Source organism: Streptomyces sp. NPDC002825, from assembly GCF_040295385.1.
Taxonomy (GTDB): Bacteria; Actinomycetota; Actinomycetes; order Streptomycetales; family Streptomycetaceae; genus Streptomyces.
Genome location: NZ_JBEOVH010000001.1, coordinates 448078 through 462851, shown reverse-complemented (window position 1 = coordinate 462851; position 14774 = coordinate 448078). Strand labels below are relative to the sequence as shown.

Here is a 14774-nt window from a genome sequence, read left to right as displayed (position 1 = left end):
CGCGCCGCCGCCCCCGGGCCGGGGACCGCCACAGCGCGCCGCCGCCCCCGGGCCGGGGACCGCCACAGCGCGCCGCCGCCCCCGGGCCGGGGACCGCCACAGCGCGCCGCCGCCCCCGGGCCGGGGACCGCTACAGCGCGCCGCCGCCCGCGCGGACCAGGCCCGTCTCGTACGCCAGGACCACGACCTGGACCCGGTCGCGCAGGCCCAGCTTGGTCAGGATGCGGCCCACGTGCGTCTTCACCGTCGCCTCGGAGAGGACGAGCCGGGCGGCGATCTCGCCGTTCGACAGGCCCTGCGCGACCAGCATCATCACCTCGCGCTCCCGCTCCGTCAGCCGCCCCAGCTCCTTGTGCTCCGGCTCCTTGCCCGAGGACGGCAGCATCGGCGAGAAGCGGTCCAGGAGCCGGCGCGTGGTCGACGGCGCCACCACCGCGTCACCGCTGTGCACCGAGCGGATCGCGCCGAGCAGCTCCGCCGGCGGCACGTCCTTCAGCATGAAGCCGCTCGCGCCCGCCTTGAGACCCGAGAACGCGTACTCGTCGAGGTCGAAGGTGGTCAGGATCAGCACCTTCGGGGCGCCCGGCTCCGCACAGATCCGCCGGGTCGTCTCCACCCCGTCCAGCTTCGGCATGCGCACGTCCATCAGGACGACGTCGACCGCGGTGGAACGCAGCACCTCCAGGGCCTCGACCCCGTCGCCCGCCTCCGCCACGACCTCCATGTCCGGCTGGGCGGCGAGCACCATGCGGAAACCGGTCCGCAGCAGCACCTGGTCGTCGACGAGCATCACGCGGATGGACATCAGGTCAGTTCCTTAGGGGTCGTCGGGGAGCGGGGTCGTCGGGGAGCGGGCGGGGTCGTCAGTGGGCGGGCTTGAGGGGGAGCAGGGCGCTGATCCGGAAACCGCCGCCCGGACGCGGCCCCGCGTCCAGGGTGCCGCCCACCATGCCGACCCGCTCCCGCATGCCGATCAGACCGTGGCCCCGCCCGTCGGCGCCCCCGTCCTCGTACATCTCCTGCGGAGCGCCCCGGCCGTCGTCCTCGACGAGCAGACCGAGACCGTCGTCGAAGTAGACGAGCCGCACGCTGGCGCCGACGTCGGGACCGCCGTGCTTGCGGGTGTTCGTGAGCGCCTCCTGCACGATCCGGTACGCGGTGAGCTCGACGCCGCTGGGCAGCGGGCGCGGGCTCCCCTCGATCGCGAAGTCGACGGTGAGGCCGGCGCCCCGCACCTGCTCGACGAGGTCCTCGATCTGCTGGACGTCGGGCTGCGGCACGTACTCCCCGGCCTCCTGGTGCTCGCCGGTGCGCAGGATCCCGAGGAGTCTGCGCATCTCGGCCAGCGCCTGCCGGCCCGTGCTGGAGATCGTCTCCAGGGCCTGCTTGGCGGTCTCCGGGGAGGAGTCCATGACATAGGCGGCGCCGTCGGCCTGGACCACCATCACCGACACGTTGTGCGCGACGACGTCGTGCAGCTCGCGGGCGATCCGGGCGCGCTCAGCGGCGACCGCCACCTTCGCCTGGGCCTCGCGCTCCTGCTCCAGGCGGGAGGCCCGCTCCTCCAGCTGCGCGAAGTAGGCGCGGCGGGTGCGGAGCGAGTCGCCCAGGACCCAGGCGAGGGCGAACGGCACGGTCATGATGACCGTGAAGAAGAACTTGGCGGCGCCGGACTCCGAGCCCTCCAGGGGCCATCTGAGCTGGGAGAGCGTGGAGGCGGTGAGTCCGCCGATGAGCGCGAGCCGGGACGCCCAGCGGGGGCCGTCGTGCGCCGCGACCGTGAAGATGATCACGAGCATGGCGAAGTCGGCCATGAACGGCACCAGGCCGAGGGCGAGCTGGGCCACCCCCAGCGCGACCGCGAGCAGCAGCATCTTCTCCGGCGCCCGTCGCCGCAGGGCCACGACCAGGGAGAAGAGCAGGGCCACGAGGACGTACCCGAGGGGGCTGCCGCTCACCGTGCCCGCTGACACCACCCACAGCAGGGAGAACCCGAGGAGGACGACGGCCCAGAAGGTGTCGACGCCCGTCGGGTGTCTGCGAATGAAGTCGTAAAGGCGCTGCACGTCACCCAGAGTAGGGAAGAGAGACAGGTGCGGGGATCAACCGTGGGGTCGATCCTGGGCGCGGGACCCGTACTCCCCGAGGTGGAGACTGGGGCACGTGACGGATGAGACGTGTCAGTGGCAGGGGTGGCGGGAGGCCACGGAGCGGGCGCTGTACGGCCCCGGGGGCTTCTATCTGCGCCCCGAGGGCCCGGCGGGGCACTTCCGCACCTCGGTGCACGCCTCCCCGCTCTTCGCGGCGGCCGTGGCCCGGCTGCTCGCCGAGGTCGCGGAGGAGCTGGGGACGGCCGAGGTCGACCTGGTGGACGTGGGCGCGGGGCGCGGCGAGCTCCTGACGGCGGTGCTCGCGGCCGTCGGGTCCTCGCTCTCGGTACGGGCGTACGCGGTCGAGCGCGCGGCCCGCCCGGACGGGCTCGACCCACGGGTGGAGTGGACGGACAAGGTGCCGGAGGGCGTCCGGGGGCTGCTCTTCGCGAACGAGTGGCTCGACAACGTGCCGGTGGACGTCGCCGAGGCGGACGCGGCGGGCACCGTCCGGTACGTGGAGGTCGCCCCGGACGGCACCGAACGGCTCGGCGCCCCCGTCACCGGCCCGGACGCCGACTGGCTGGCCCGCTGGTGGCCGCTGCGCGAGCCGGGCGCGCGGGCGGAGATCGGGCGGCCCCGCGACGAGGCCTGGGCGGCGGCGGTCGCCTCGCTGGCCGGGGGCCGCGCGGTGGCCGTGGACTACGCGCACGTACGGGCCTCCCGGCCGCCCTTCGGGTCCCTGACCGGCTTCCGCGCCGGCCGCGAGGTCCCGCCGGTCCCGGACGGGAGCTGTGACGTGACGTCCCATGTGGCGCTGGACGCCTGCGGGCGCCTTTCGGCGGGGGGCGCGGGCGGGGACGGGGCCGCTGCCGGGCTGCCCGTCGCCGAGCTGGTCACGCAGCGGGAGGCCCTGCGGCGGCTCGGGGTGTCCGGGGAGCGGCCGCCGCTCGCGCTCGCGTCGACCGACCCCGCCGGGTACGTCCGCGCGCTCGCCTCCGCGGGCGAGGCGGCCGAGCTCACGGCGCGGGGCGGGCTCGGCGACTTCCTGTGGCTGATCCAGCGGGTCCCGGCGGGCGCCGGAGGCTGACGGAGGCGGTCGCGGATCCGGCCCGGGTCCGTCCTTCGGGCGGGGGCCCGGGAGGCCGGAGCGGCAGGGGATACTGGCCGCATGACGGAGACGACGGTCGGAATCGGCGGCGCGGCGGAGAGCACCGACATGGTGCTGAACATCGGCCCGCAGCATCCCTCGACCCACGGCGTGCTCCGGCTCCGGCTCGTGCTCGACGGCGAGGTCGTCCGGCACGCCGAGCCGGTGATCGGCTACATGCACCGTGGCGCCGAGAAGCTCTTCGAGGCGCGGGACTACCGGCAGATCATCATGCTGGCCAACCGCCACGACTGGCTGTCCGCCTTCTCCAACGAGCTCGGCGTCGTCATGGCCGTCGAGCGGATGCTCGGCATGGAGGTCCCGGAGCGGGCCGTGTGGACGCGGACGCTCCTCGCCGAGCTGAACCGGGTCCTCAACCACCTGATGTTCCTCGGCTCGTACCCGCTCGAACTGGGCGGGATCACGCCCGTCTTCCACGCCTTCCGGGAGCGCGAGGAGCTCCAGGCGGTGATGGAGGAGGTCTCCGGCGGCCGGATGCACTACATGTTCAACCGCGTCGGCGGCCTCAAGGAGGACCTGCCCGCCGGCTGGCTGGGGCGGGCGCGGCAGGCCGTCGCGGACGTGCGGTCGCGGATGGACGTGTACGACCGGCTGGTCCTCGGCAACGAGATCTTCCGGGGCCGTACGCGCGGGGTCGGCGTCCTGCGGCAGGAGACCGTCCACGCGTACGGGGTGTCCGGGCCCATCGCCCGTGCCTCGGGGGTCGACTTCGACCTGCGCCGCGACGAGCCGTACCTCGCGTACGGGGAGCTCCAGGACACGCTGAAGGTCGCAGTCCGGCAGGAGGGCGACTGTCTCGCGCGGTTCGAGTGCCTGCTCGACCAGACGCACAACTCCCTGGACCTGGCGGACGCCTGCCTGGACCGGATGGCGGAGCTGCCGCCGGGGCCGATCAACCAGCGGCTGCCGAAGGTGCTCAAGGCGCCGGAGGGGCACACGTACGCGTGGACCGAGAACCCGCTCGGGGTGAACGGCTACTACCTGGTGTCCAAGGGCGAGAAGACCCCGTACCGGCTGAAGCTGCGGTCGGCGTCGTTCAACAACATCCAGGCGCTGGTGGAACTGCTGCCGGGGACGCTGGTCGCGGACATGGTGGCGATCCTGGGGTCGCTGTTCTTCGTCGTGGGCGACATCGACAAGTAGGGCCCCGTTGTGGGCAGGCGTTCCGCCCTGGGGGCACCTCCCGGACGAAGTCCGGGGGAGGGACGCACGCCCACAACGACGTCAGGAGCTGACCGCGCCTCGGAGTTCCGCTACGTCCAGTTGTTCCGTTTCGTCGTGGGCCGTCAGGTCGATGACCTGCCCGATCGCCCGCGGCGTCGCCGAGCCCAGGACCTCCTCCGTCACGACGTCCGCGAGGTCGGAGTTCTGCACCGCCTCGATGACCGCCGCCGCCTTCTGCGTACCGAAGAAGTCGAAGCCGCCCTCGGGCCGGGGCACGGGCCTGCGCGCCGCGTACGGCACGATCGCTGCCGCGACCGGCACCGCCGGCAGGGCGGGGGCGGTGGCGGCGGGCGGGAGCGCGGGAGCGGTGGCGGCCGTACGGGTGTGCTGCTCGGTCCCGGCGGCCGCCGCGTGCTTCCCCTGCGGCTCCTCCGTCTCCCGGGCGCGCTCGGCGAGGTCGCGGGCGCGGGCCGCCTCGGCCGTGCGGCGGGCCTGCTGGGCCGCGGCGTTGCGCGGGAGGTCGCGCAGCGCCTGGGCGGCGCGGCGGTAGGCCTCGGGCGTGGGCGTGGAGCCCGCGGCCGGCAGCGCCTTGGCGTCCGTGGCCGTGGCGGCCCCGGCCTCCAGGGCGAGGACGCGGCGGCCCTCCAGGGCGCTGGCCCGCTCGGTCTCGGCGGTGGCGTACCGGCGGAGGAGGTCGGCGTGCTCGCCGCGCAGCCCGGCCAGCTCCACGCGCTTGGCGCGGAGTTTGGCGTCGAGCCGGGCGCGGAGCGCGCGGGACTCCTCCAGGTCGGCCTCCAGCTCGGCGGTCCGCTCCTCGGCCTTCCATACCTCGGCGGCGCGCGCCCGGTCGAGCTCGGCGACCTTGAGTCCGGCGCTCCGGTCCCAACTGCGCATGAGGACGGCACCGGTGACGGCGGCGGCCGCCGCCGCGGCCGCGAGCAGCCGCGCGATCACCGGGTCGCCGGGGAGCCAGGCGGCCGCGGCGCACACGACCGCGGCGCCGGCGACCGCGGAGGGCGGCAGCAGCTTGTGCAGAGGCGGGGAATGGCGGTGGCGTCCACGTGGCATGGCCTGAAATTTACCGTGCGTAGGCGCCATGTGGGGCGTCGGCCCGGCAATCTCTTGGCCACTTCTCGCCATCAGAAGTGGATATCGATGGTTCCGGTTCCGTTTCGGGCCGACTGCCCTCCCCCACCCCCTACTTCTTGAGCAGCCCCTTCGTCTCCAGATACTCCTTGGCGACGTCCTCGGGCTTCGCCCGCTCGGCGTCCACCTTGCGGTTCAGTTCGGCGAGATCCGCTGTGGTCAGCACCTTGGTGATCTTGTCCAGGGCGGCGGCTATCTCCGGAGAACCGGCGTCCTTGGCGTTGACCACGGGCACCACGTTGTCCGCGTTCTGCAGGTGCTTGTCATCGGTGAGGAAGACGAGGCCGTACGTGTCGATCGTGGCGTCCGTGGTGGTCGTCAGGACCAGCTGGTCGACACCGTCCTTGACCGCCTGCTTGGCCTGCGGCGTACCGACGCCCTTGGGGTCGATCCCGGCCACGTCGATCCCGTAGGTCTTCTTCAGGCCGGGTGCGCAGAAGGGACGCACCGCGCATTCGTCACCGGCGGCGATCTTCACCTTCAGCTTCGCGCGGCCGAGATCGGAAAGGCTCGTCAGCTTGTTCTTCCCGGCGAATTCCTCCGTCACCGCGAAGGCGTTCTGATCGACGGCCTCTCCGGCCGCGAGCACCTTCAGACCGCGCGGTTCGGCGAGCTTCCGCAGCGCGTCGACGGTGGCCGTCGCGTCGCCCGAGGCGACCGGCTTGTCCTCGGGCGCCTTCGGCCCGTTCACCTTCGCGTTGAGGAATTCCGCGATCGTCGCCGCGTATTCCGGGACGACGTCGATCTCGCCCTTCTCGAGGGAGGGTTCGTACAGCTCGCGATTCTTCACGGTGGTGATGGACACCGAGTATCCGGCGGCCCGCAGCGACTGCGCGTACAGCTCGGCGAGGACCTTGGACTCCGTGAAGGCGGCCGCGCCGACCACCAGCGAGCCCTTGTCCCCGCCGGAGCCGCCGGAGCTCCCGGAGTCCTTCTTCTTGCCTTCCTCCAGGCTGTCACCGCCGCACGCCGCGAGGGCGGCGGTCAGCGCCGCCGTACCCAGCAGCGCGCCCGCGATACGCGAGACCCTGTTCACCAGATCACCCATCCCAGTCAGCGTTCCATCAGCGTTCAACAAGTCGTCCGCGGCGGTCGAGCAGGCGGTCCGCGGCCACCAGGACGCCCTCCACCAGGAGGGCGAGCAGCGCCACGAGCACGGCGCCCGCGACGACCTGCGCGGTGTCGTACGTGGCGAAGCCGGCCGTGATGATCCGGCCGAGGCCGCCCTGTCCGACCATCGCGGCGACCGTCGCGGTGGCGACGACCTGCACGGCGGCCGAGCGGACCCCCGTCATCACCACGGGCCGGGCCAGCGGGAGTTCGACCCGGAGAAAGAGCTGACCGCCCGTCATCCCCATGCCCCGCGCGGCCCGCACCGCGGCCCGGTCGACCTCCCGCACGCCCACGTACGCGTTGGTGAGGAGCGGGGGTATCGCGAAGAGCACCAGGGCCACCACGGTCGGCACGTAGCCGGCGTTCCGCAGGGGCGACACCATGAACAGGGCCAGCACCGCGAAGACGGGGATCGCCCGCCCCACGTTCGACACGTTCACCGCGAGCGCCCCGCCCCGGCCGAGGTGGCCGAGCCAGAGACCCAGCGGCAGCGCGAGGGCCGCGGCGATCAGGAGCGCGGCCCCGCTCACGTACACGTGCTCGGCGAGCCGCTGCCCGATGCCGTCCTCTCCCGTCCAGTGCCCGCCGGTGGTGAGCCAGCCCCAGGCGTCCGTCACGATGCCCATCTCACCCACCCCCCGGCGCGGTCCGTATCCGGGTCCACGGCGTCAGCAGCCGCTGGAGGCCCAGGAGCAGCAGGTCGGCGGTGACGGCGAGCAGGACGCAGAGGACCGAGGCGGCGAGCATCTGCGCCTTGAAGAAGGTCGGCAGCGCGTCCTCGATGAGGTTGCCCAGGCCTCCGCGGCCGACGACCGAGCCGACCGTCGTCAGGGCGATCGTGGAGACCGTCGCCATCCGCACGCCGGCCATCAGCACCGGCAGCGCCAGCGGGAGTTCGACCTGCCAGAGCAGCCGCAGCGAGCCGTACCCCATGCCCCGGGCGGCCTCCCGCGTCTCGGCCGGCACGGCGGCGAGCCCCGCCAGGGTGTTGCGCACGAGGATCGTCAGCGCGTAGAGCACGAGGCCGGTCACGACGAGCGCCGCCGAGAGCCCGAAGAAGGGCAGCAGCAGCGAGAACATCGCGAGCGACGGCACCGTGTAGAGCAGGGTGGTCAGCCCGAGGACCGGTCCCGCGAACCGGGGGCGGGCGCGGACGAGCAGCGCGAGGGGCACGGCGACGGCGAGCGCGATCAGCACGGACACGACCGTGATTCCCACATGCTGGAGCAGCGCGTCCGTCAACTCCTCGCCGCGCGTGCGCAGATACTCACCGCAGATCCAGTCGTTCGTGACCAGACAGTTCGGCGCGCCCATCGTCCCTCCCCCCGGCTCGTCGCCCTCCCGAACGCTTGTGTGACGACCCTAACCCCCGCCACCGACAATCCCCGAGACCCGCCACAATGCGGCAACACGCCCTTCACACACCCCCGGCGCCCAGGGGACAGAATGGGGAACCATGATCCGGTTCGAGCACGTGACCAAGCGGTACGACGACGGAACGACGGCGGTCGACGACCTCTCCTTCGAGGTCGCCGAGGGCGAACTCGTCACCCTGGTCGGGCCGTCGGGCTGCGGCAAGACGACCACGATGATGATGGTGAACCGGCTCGTCGAGCCGACCTCCGGCCGCGTCCTCGTCGACGGCAAGGACATCGCCGGCGTCGACCCGGTCGCCCTGCGCCGCAAGATCGGCTACGTCATCCAGCAGGTCGGGCTCTTCCCCCACCGCACGGTCCTCGACAACACCGCGACCGTGCCCGCGCTCCTCGGCTGGAAGAAGGCCGCCGCACGCGCGCGTGCCGCCGAACTCCTCGACCTCGTCGGTCTCGACCCGGCCGTGTACGGCTCCCGCTACCCCGCGCAGCTCTCCGGCGGCCAGCGCCAGCGGGTGGGCGTCGCGCGCGCCCTCGCCGCCGACCCGCCCGTCCTCCTCATGGACGAGCCCTTCGGCGCCGTCGACCCGGTCGTCCGCGAGCGCCTCCAGAACGAGTTCCTCGCGCTCCAGGCGAGCGTCCGCAAGACGGTCCTCCTCGTCACCCACGACATCGAGGAGGCCGTCCGCATGGGCGACCGCATGGCCGTCTACGGACACGGGCGCATCGAACAGTTCGACACGCCCGCCACCGTCCTCGGCTCCCCCGCCACCCCGTACGTCGCCGACTTCGTCGGCAGCGACCGCGGCCTCAAGCGGCTCGCGGTCACCCCCGTCACCGAGGCGGACCTCGACTCCTGGACAGAAAGCGCCGAGGGGTACGCCGGGGGCCCCGAGAGATACCAGGGCGACGCCCAGGTGCCGCTCGGGACCTCCCTCAAGGACGCCCTCGCCGAGCTCCTCCAGCACGACACCGGCCGCCTCACCGTCACCGGCGAGGACGGCCGTCCGCTCGGCGTCCTCACCCCCGCCGGCGTCCACCGCGCCCTGCGCCGCGCCTCGGCGGACGGGAAGGGTCCCGTGGAGGGCTAGTCCGTCCCTCCCGGAGGACTAGTTCGCGCTGAGCCTCTCGCCCATCCAGACCAGGGCCGGCGGGATCTCCCGGTTCCAGGTGTTGAAGTTGTGGCCGCCGCTGTCCAGGACGATCGACGACACCTGCGCCGGGCTCTTCACCTTCCGGATGAACTCCCGCGTGCTCTTCAGGTTGCCCTCGCCCTTCTTCGACGTCGTCACCAGGAAGGACGTGCTGCCCAACTGCCCGTGGTCCAGGCTCCACAGCAGGTCGCCGCGCCGGCGCAGCGCGGTGTCCCCGTGGAACAGATCGCCGGTCGTGACGTCCTCGGCCGCCTTGTAGTACGCGGAGAGGCCCGCCCCCGCCGCGTACCGGTCCGGGTGGTGGAGGGCGATCTTCAGCGCGCAGTAGCCGCCCGTCGAGTTCCCGATGAACCCCCAGTTCCGCGCCTTCGTCCCCACCCGGTACATCCCCGAGACCGCCTTCGGCAGGTCCTCCGCGAAGAACGTCTCCGTCTGCGGGCCGCCCGGGATGTCCACGCACTCGGTGTCCCGCGGCGGCGCCACCGTCGGACGCAGCATCACCAGGATCATCGGCTGCATCCGCCCCGCCTTCGCCTGGGCGTACGCCTTCCTCGGATAGTCGAGCGCCTTGATCAGGTTCTCCGCCGTCCCCGGATACCCGGTCAGCACCACCGTCGCGGGGAACGTCCGCTTCGCGTACCGCGCCTGGAAGTACTCCGGCGGCAGGTACACATAGGCCGGCGAGACGATCCCCGACCGCCGGCCCTCCACCACGACCTTCTGCACCTGTCCGCCGACCGAGGGACGGCTGCCGCCCGGCACGTCGAGCGCCTGCGTCCCCACCACCCGTACGTCCTTCGAGCCGGCCGCGTGGTCGACGACCACCCCCAGCTGCTGCTCCTGCCCGAACAGGTCGGCCCACGAGCCGTAGAAGAGGAAGGAACGGTTCGCCCCCAGGCCCACCGCCGCGAACAGAGCCAGCTGCGTCACGAGCAGCAGGCCCACCCGGCCCGCGACCGGCCGCCAGCCGCGCCGCGAGAGCCGCGGCCACAGCCAGACCGTGGCCAGGAACAGCACCACGGCCAGCACCACGGCCGACACGAGGACTTTGTCGCTGGTGAGACCCATGAGACGACCGAGCCTTCTTTCCGAGATTTTCCTGTGCACGAATGAACCCGACCCCGTGCGCCTCCGTCCTAGAAGGCGCACCAGCCGGAACGGCCCGCCGAACGCGCCGCAGGGCCCGACCGGAGTCATAGACCCTGCGCAGGACCACGGGAAGTACGGGAAGCCATGTCTGTCACGGTAGATGGGGACAAATCGGGATTGGTTCCGGTTCGGGTGCGGCGGATTCTCCGCGGCCCCCGTCCCGAGAAGGTCCCGGCCCTCGTCGGCACGGCCTGCACCCTCATCGGCCTCATCGACATCGCCGCCGGGGTCTTCCCCCGGTTCCGCGCCAGCCGCATGCACGCGGTCGCCGAAGTCCTGCCCGGCACCCTCGGGCCCCTCTCCGCCGCCCTCTCCCTGAGCGCCGGCGTCCTGCTCCTGCTCCTCGCCCACGGCCTGAAGCGGAACAAGCGCCGCGCCTGGCGCGCCGCCGTCGTGCTCCTCCCCCTCGGCGCCGCCGCCCAGTTCGTCTGGCGCCACTCCGTCCTCGGCGCCCTGCTCTCCCTCGTACTCCTCGCCCTCCTCGTACGCCACCGGGGTGAGTTCGCGGCCCTCCCCGACCCCCGCAGCCGCTGGCGGGCCCTCGCCAACTTCGTCGTCATGGGCGCCGGATCCATCGCCCTCGGCCTCGTCATCGTCAGCGCCCACCCCCGCCGGGTCGTCGGCAGCCCCAGCCTCGCCGACCGCCTCGAACACGTCCTGTACGGACTCCTCGGCGTCGAAGGCCCCGTCGCCTACACCAAGGGCGTCGACTGGACCGTCGGCTACTCCCTCGGCGCCCTCGGCATGCTCACCGCCCTCACCACCATCTACCTGGCCTTCCGCCCCGAACACCCCGCCGCCCGGCTCACCGACGACGACGAGACCCGGCTCCGCGCCCTGCTCGACCAGCACGGCGGACGCGACTCCCTCGGCCACTTCGCGCTCCGCCGCGACAAGGGCGTCGTCTTCTCGCCCAGCGGCAAGGCCGCCGTCTGCTACCGCGTCGTCTCCGGCGTCATGCTCGCCAGCGGCGACCCCATCGGCGACGTCGAGGCCTGGCCCGGCGCCATCGAACGCTTCATGGACGAGGCCAAGGCCCACTCCTGGACCCCCGCCGTCATGGGCTGCTCCGAGACCGGCGGCCAGGTCTGGACCCGCGAGACCGGCCTCGACGCCCTCGAACTCGGCGACGAGGCGGTGGTCGACGTCGCGGATTTCTCCCTGTCCGGCCGGGCCATGCGCAACGTCCGCCAGATGGTCAAACGCATCGAGCGCAACGGTTACACCACCCAGGTCCGCCGGGTCCGTGACCTCGACGACGAGGAACTCGAACGCGTCCGCCGCGCAGCCGCCGACTGGCGCGGCACCGACACCGAACGCGGCTTCTCCATGGCACTCGGCCGCATCGGCGCCCCCGGCGACGGCGACGCCGTCATAGCGACCGCCCACAAGGACGACGACACCTCGCCCTACGGCGACCTCAAGGCGATCATCCACTTCGTGCCCTGGGGCCCCGACGGCATGTCCCTCGAACTCATGCGCCGCGACCGCTCCGCCGACCCCGGCATGAACGAGCTCCTCATCGTCGCCGCCCTCCAGGCCTCCCCCGAGCTCGGCATCGCGCGCGTGTCCCTCAACTTCGCCATGTTCCGCGCCGCCCTCGCCCGCGGCGAGAAGATCGGCGCCGGCCCCGTCCTGCGCGTCTGGCGCGGCCTCCTCGTCTTCCTCTCCCGCTGGTTCCAGATCGAGTCGCTCTACAAGTTCAACGCCAAGTTCCGGCCACGCTGGGAACCCCGCTTCGTCGTCTACCGCAAGAGCCGCGACCTCCCCCGCATCGGCTTCGCCGCCATGCAGGCCGAGGGCTTCGTGAACCTCTCCCTGCCCCGGCCCTTCACCCGCACGCGCCCCGCCCCGGCCCCCCGCCCCTGCGCCCACATCGTCCCCGCCCAGACGACCGACCGAGAGGTCCGCGCGGCCTGATATCGCCCCTGGGCCCTACCCTTGACACATGAGTGCGACGATCGACCGGGGCACGGCCCGGGGCCTGCCGGAGTGGGACCGCTGCGCGGTCATGGGCGTGGTCAACGTGACCCCCGACTCCTTCTCCGACGGCGGCCGCTGGTTCGACACCACGGCCGCCGTCAAACACGGCCTCGACCTGGTCGCCGAGGGCGCCGACCTCGTCGACGTCGGCGGCGAGTCCACCCGCCCCGGCGCCACCCGCGTCGACGAGGAGGAAGAGCTCCGCCGCGTGATCCCCGTCGTCCGCGGCCTCGCCGCCGAAGGCGTCACCGTCTCCGTCGACACCATGCGCGCCGCCGTCGCCGCCCGCGCCGTCGAAGCCGGCGCCGTCCTCGTCAACGACGTCAGCGGCGGCCTCGCCGACCCCGGCATGGTCCCCGCCGTCGCCGCCGCCGAAGTCCCCTTCGTCGTCATGCACTGGCGCGGCTTCAGCGAGAACATGAACAGCCTCGCCGTGTACGACGACGTCGTCGGCGAGGTCGTCGCCGAACTCCGCACCCGCATGGAGGCCGTCGTCGACGGCGGCATCGCCCCCGAGCGGATCGTCATCGACCCCGGCCTCGGCTTCGCCAAGCTCGCCCCCCACGACCTGGCCCTCGTCGCCCACCTCCCCGAACTCCGCGCCCTCGGCCGCCCCCTCCTCGTCGCCGCCTCCCGCAAGCGGTTCCTCGGCCACGTCCTCACCCGCGAGGGCGCCGCCCCGCCCCCCGCCCGCGAGCGCGACGCCGCCACCGCCGCCGTCTCCGCCATCGCCGCCCACACGGGCGCGTGGGCCGTCCGCGTCCACGAGGTACGGGCCACCGCCGATGCCGTACGCGTCGCCAGGGCCGTCGAGGGAGCGGCGTGAGCCGCACGGGCCGCGGCACCGACGAGGCAGCCGTCGAAGCCGCCAACACCGCCTTCTACGAGGCCATGGAGACCGGCGACTTCGAGAGCCTCTCCGGACTCTGGCTCGACGACGGGGCGACCCCCATCACCTGCGTCCACCCCGGCTGGCCCGTCCTCACCGGCCGCGGCGAGGTGCTCCGCTCGTACGCCCTGATCATGGCGAACACCGACTACATCCAGTTCTTCCTCACCGACCTGCGGATCTCCCTCGCCGGCGACACCGCCCTCGTCACCTGCACCGAGAACATCCTCAGCGGCGGACCCGCCGAGGACGGCGCCGAGCTCGGCCCCCTCGTCGGCCAGCTCGTCGTCGCCACCAATGTGTTCCGCCGCACACCCCGGGGCTGGCGGATCTGGTCCCACCACGCCTCCCCCGTCCTCGGCGAGACCGACGACACGGCCGGTCCGGAGGACGGCCCCGAGGCTTCGAATCCGCCCGCCTGACCCGCCCCCGGCCCCCCAAGGGCAAGCGCTGTCGGTCCCCGCAGGTAGATTCGAAGTGGACACCCGGCCGTCCGCACCCGGCTGCGTGGCCACCCGAACTACGACAGCAGGAGTGATTCGCGTGGATCGTGTCGCGCTGCGCGGCCTCAAGGCCCGGGGCCACCACGGCGTCTTCCCCAAGGAGCGCGAGGAGGGCCAGACCTTCATCGTGGACCTGGTCCTCGGCCTGGACACCCGCCCGGCCGCCGCCGAGGACGACCTCTCGAAGACCGTGCACTACGGCATCGTCGCCGAAGAGGTCGTGGACGTCGTCCAGGGCGAGCCCGTCGACCTCATCGAAACCCTCGCCGAGCGCATCGCCCAGCAATGCCTCAGCCACGCCGGGGTACAGGAAGTGGAAGTCGTCGTCCACAAGCCGGACGCGCCCATCACCGTGCCTTTCGACGACGTGACCATCACGATCACCCGGAGCCGACGATGAAGCCGATGCAGAGCGACCCCACCGTCCAGCCCGTGCCGGCCTCCGTCGTCGCGACCGTCGACGCCGCCGACACCACCCTCTCCAACCCCCGCTGGGCCGTCCTCGCCCTCGGCGCCAACCTCGGCAACCGCCTGGAGACCCTCCAGGGCGCGATCGACGCCCTCGGCGACACGCCCGGCCTCCGCGTCAAAGCCGTCTCCCCCGTCTACGAGACGGCCCCCTGGGGCGTCGAGCCCGGCAGCCAGCCCTCGTACCTCAACGCCGTCGCCCTCGTGAAGACGACGCTGCCGCCCTCCTCCCTCCTGGAGCGCGCCCACGCCGTCGAGGAGGCCTTCCACCGCGTCCGCGAGGAGCGCTGGGGCGCCCGCACCATCGACGTCGACATCGTCGCCTACGCGGACGTGATCTCCGAGGACCCCGTCCTCACCCTCCCGCACCCCCGCGCCCATCTGCGCGCCTTCGTCCTCGCCCCCTGGCACGACGTCGACCCCGACGCCCAGCTCCCCGGCCACGGCCCCGTAGCCGACCTCCTCGCCGCCCTCGGCCGCGAAGGCGTCACTCCCCGTGCCGACCTGGAACTCCGTCTCCCGGAGTAGTCGTTACGCTCGTGCCAGACCGCCCCGGCCACGACACGAAGGA

At 72.8% G+C, this 14774-nt stretch carries 15 protein-coding genes; 8 read left to right on the top strand and 7 right to left on the bottom strand.

Features of this window, described 5'->3' with window-relative positions; translation table 11 throughout:
* Nucleotides 1-130: 130 nt before the first annotated feature.
* The gene (locus tag ABT041_RS02180) at nucleotides 131-805 is read right to left on the bottom strand and encodes a response regulator (protein WP_351177488.1); all 675 of its coding nucleotides are present in this window, start codon (nucleotides 803-805) and stop codon (nucleotides 131-133) included.
* A gap of 58 nt (nucleotides 806-863) precedes the next feature.
* On the bottom strand, nucleotides 864-2066 hold the full coding sequence (locus tag ABT041_RS02175) for a sensor histidine kinase (RefSeq protein ID WP_351177484.1): 1203 nt from the start codon (nucleotides 2064-2066) through the stop codon (nucleotides 864-866).
* A 97-nt stretch (nucleotides 2067-2163) separates the two neighbouring features.
* On the opposite strand from ABT041_RS02175, the gene ABT041_RS02170 reads away from it, so the two are divergent.
* Both ABT041_RS02170 and ABT041_RS02165 read left to right on the top strand, forming a co-directional pair.
* On the top strand, nucleotides 2164-3180 hold the full coding sequence (locus ABT041_RS02170; RefSeq protein ID WP_351177481.1) for an SAM-dependent methyltransferase: 1017 nt from the start codon (nucleotides 2164-2166) through the stop codon (nucleotides 3178-3180).
* 81 nt (nucleotides 3181-3261) lie between these two features.
* On the top strand, nucleotides 3262-4404 hold the full coding sequence (locus ABT041_RS02165) for an NADH-quinone oxidoreductase subunit D (protein ID WP_351177478.1): 1143 nt from the start codon (nucleotides 3262-3264) through the stop codon (nucleotides 4402-4404).
* 81 nt (nucleotides 4405-4485) lie between these two features.
* Here the strand turns inward: ABT041_RS02165 and ABT041_RS02160 are convergent, their stop codons facing one another.
* The 4 genes from ABT041_RS02160 to ABT041_RS02145 all read right to left on the bottom strand — a co-directional run bounded on the left by ABT041_RS02160 (nucleotide 4486) and on the right by ABT041_RS02145 (nucleotide 7998).
* Nucleotides 4486-5493: a hypothetical protein gene (locus ABT041_RS02160; protein WP_351177475.1), complete on the bottom strand. Its 1008-nt coding sequence runs from the start codon at nucleotides 5491-5493 to the stop codon at nucleotides 4486-4488.
* Between the two features lie 130 nt (nucleotides 5494-5623).
* A complete protein-coding gene (locus tag ABT041_RS02155) occupies nucleotides 5624-6619 on the bottom strand; it encodes an ABC transporter substrate-binding protein (protein ID WP_351177472.1) in 996 nt (331 codons plus the stop codon).
* A gap of 16 nt (nucleotides 6620-6635) precedes the next feature.
* Entirely contained in the window at nucleotides 6636-7310 is a 675-nt protein-coding gene (locus ABT041_RS02150) for an ABC transporter permease (RefSeq protein WP_351177469.1), read from the bottom strand.
* Nucleotide 7311: 1 nt separating this feature from the next.
* Nucleotides 7312-7998, bottom strand: coding sequence for an ABC transporter permease (locus tag ABT041_RS02145; RefSeq protein WP_351177467.1), 687 nt, complete (start codon nucleotides 7996-7998; stop codon nucleotides 7312-7314).
* Between the two features lie 142 nt (nucleotides 7999-8140).
* Here ABT041_RS02145 and ABT041_RS02140 point away from each other — a divergent pair, with 142 nt between their 5' ends.
* Nucleotides 8141-9148: an ABC transporter ATP-binding protein gene (locus ABT041_RS02140; protein WP_351177464.1), complete on the top strand. Its 1008-nt coding sequence runs from the start codon at nucleotides 8141-8143 to the stop codon at nucleotides 9146-9148.
* An 18-nt stretch (nucleotides 9149-9166) separates the two neighbouring features.
* On the opposite strand, the gene ABT041_RS02135 is transcribed toward ABT041_RS02140, so the two are convergent.
* A complete protein-coding gene (locus ABT041_RS02135) occupies nucleotides 9167-10279 on the bottom strand; it encodes an alpha/beta hydrolase (protein WP_351177461.1) in 1113 nt (370 codons plus the stop codon).
* A gap of 165 nt (nucleotides 10280-10444) precedes the next feature.
* Between ABT041_RS02135 and ABT041_RS02130 the strand changes: the two genes are divergently transcribed.
* The 5 genes from ABT041_RS02130 (at nucleotide 10445) to folK (ending at nucleotide 14731) form a co-directional block, all read left to right on the top strand.
* Nucleotides 10445-12280, top strand: coding sequence for a phosphatidylglycerol lysyltransferase domain-containing protein (locus tag ABT041_RS02130; protein WP_351177458.1), 1836 nt, complete (start codon nucleotides 10445-10447; stop codon nucleotides 12278-12280).
* 28 nt (nucleotides 12281-12308) lie between these two features.
* Nucleotides 12309-13169 (top strand): dihydropteroate synthase, encoded by an 861-nt coding sequence (gene folP, locus ABT041_RS02125; protein ID WP_351177455.1) that lies wholly within the window; start codon nucleotides 12309-12311, stop codon nucleotides 13167-13169.
* A gap of 65 nt (nucleotides 13170-13234) precedes the next feature.
* Entirely contained in the window at nucleotides 13235-13654 is a 420-nt protein-coding gene (locus ABT041_RS02120) for a nuclear transport factor 2 family protein (protein WP_502976335.1), read from the top strand.
* 121 nt (nucleotides 13655-13775) lie between these two features.
* A complete protein-coding gene (folB, locus tag ABT041_RS02115; RefSeq protein WP_351177449.1) occupies nucleotides 13776-14135 on the top strand; it encodes a dihydroneopterin aldolase in 360 nt (119 codons plus the stop codon).
* Nucleotides 14132-14731, top strand: coding sequence for a 2-amino-4-hydroxy-6-hydroxymethyldihydropteridine diphosphokinase (gene folK / locus ABT041_RS02110; protein WP_351177446.1), 600 nt, complete (start codon nucleotides 14132-14134; stop codon nucleotides 14729-14731). The genes folB and folK overlap by 4 nt, the downstream gene beginning before the upstream one ends.
* Nucleotides 14732-14774 lie beyond the last annotated feature (43 nt).

Coding starts and splice junctions, on each gene's coding strand:
- ABT041_RS02180 (WP_351177488.1), bottom strand. CDS start 805: ATGTCCATCCGCGTGATGCTCGTCGACGACCAGGTGCTGCTGCGGACC.
- ABT041_RS02165 (WP_351177478.1), top strand. CDS start 3,262: ATGACGGAGACGACGGTCGGAATCGGCGGCGCGGCGGAGAGCACCGAC.
- ABT041_RS02160 (WP_351177475.1), bottom strand. CDS start 5,493: ATGCCACGTGGACGCCACCGCCATTCCCCGCCTCTGCACAAGCTGCTG.
- ABT041_RS02155 (WP_351177472.1), bottom strand. CDS start 6,619: ATGGGTGATCTGGTGAACAGGGTCTCGCGTATCGCGGGCGCGCTGCTG.
- ABT041_RS02150 (WP_351177469.1), bottom strand. CDS start 7,310: ATGGGCATCGTGACGGACGCCTGGGGCTGGCTCACCACCGGCGGGCAC.
- ABT041_RS02145 (WP_351177467.1), bottom strand. CDS start 7,998: ATGGGCGCGCCGAACTGTCTGGTCACGAACGACTGGATCTGCGGTGAG.
- ABT041_RS02140 (WP_351177464.1), top strand. CDS start 8,141: ATGATCCGGTTCGAGCACGTGACCAAGCGGTACGACGACGGAACGACG.
- ABT041_RS02135 (WP_351177461.1), bottom strand. CDS start 10,279: ATGGGTCTCACCAGCGACAAAGTCCTCGTGTCGGCCGTGGTGCTGGCC.
- ABT041_RS02130 (WP_351177458.1), top strand. CDS start 10,445: ATGTCTGTCACGGTAGATGGGGACAAATCGGGATTGGTTCCGGTTCGG.
- folP (WP_351177455.1), top strand. CDS start 12,309: ATGAGTGCGACGATCGACCGGGGCACGGCCCGGGGCCTGCCGGAGTGG.
- ABT041_RS02120 (WP_502976335.1), top strand. CDS start 13,235: ATGGAGACCGGCGACTTCGAGAGCCTCTCCGGACTCTGGCTCGACGAC.
- folK (WP_351177446.1), top strand. CDS start 14,132: ATGAAGCCGATGCAGAGCGACCCCACCGTCCAGCCCGTGCCGGCCTCC.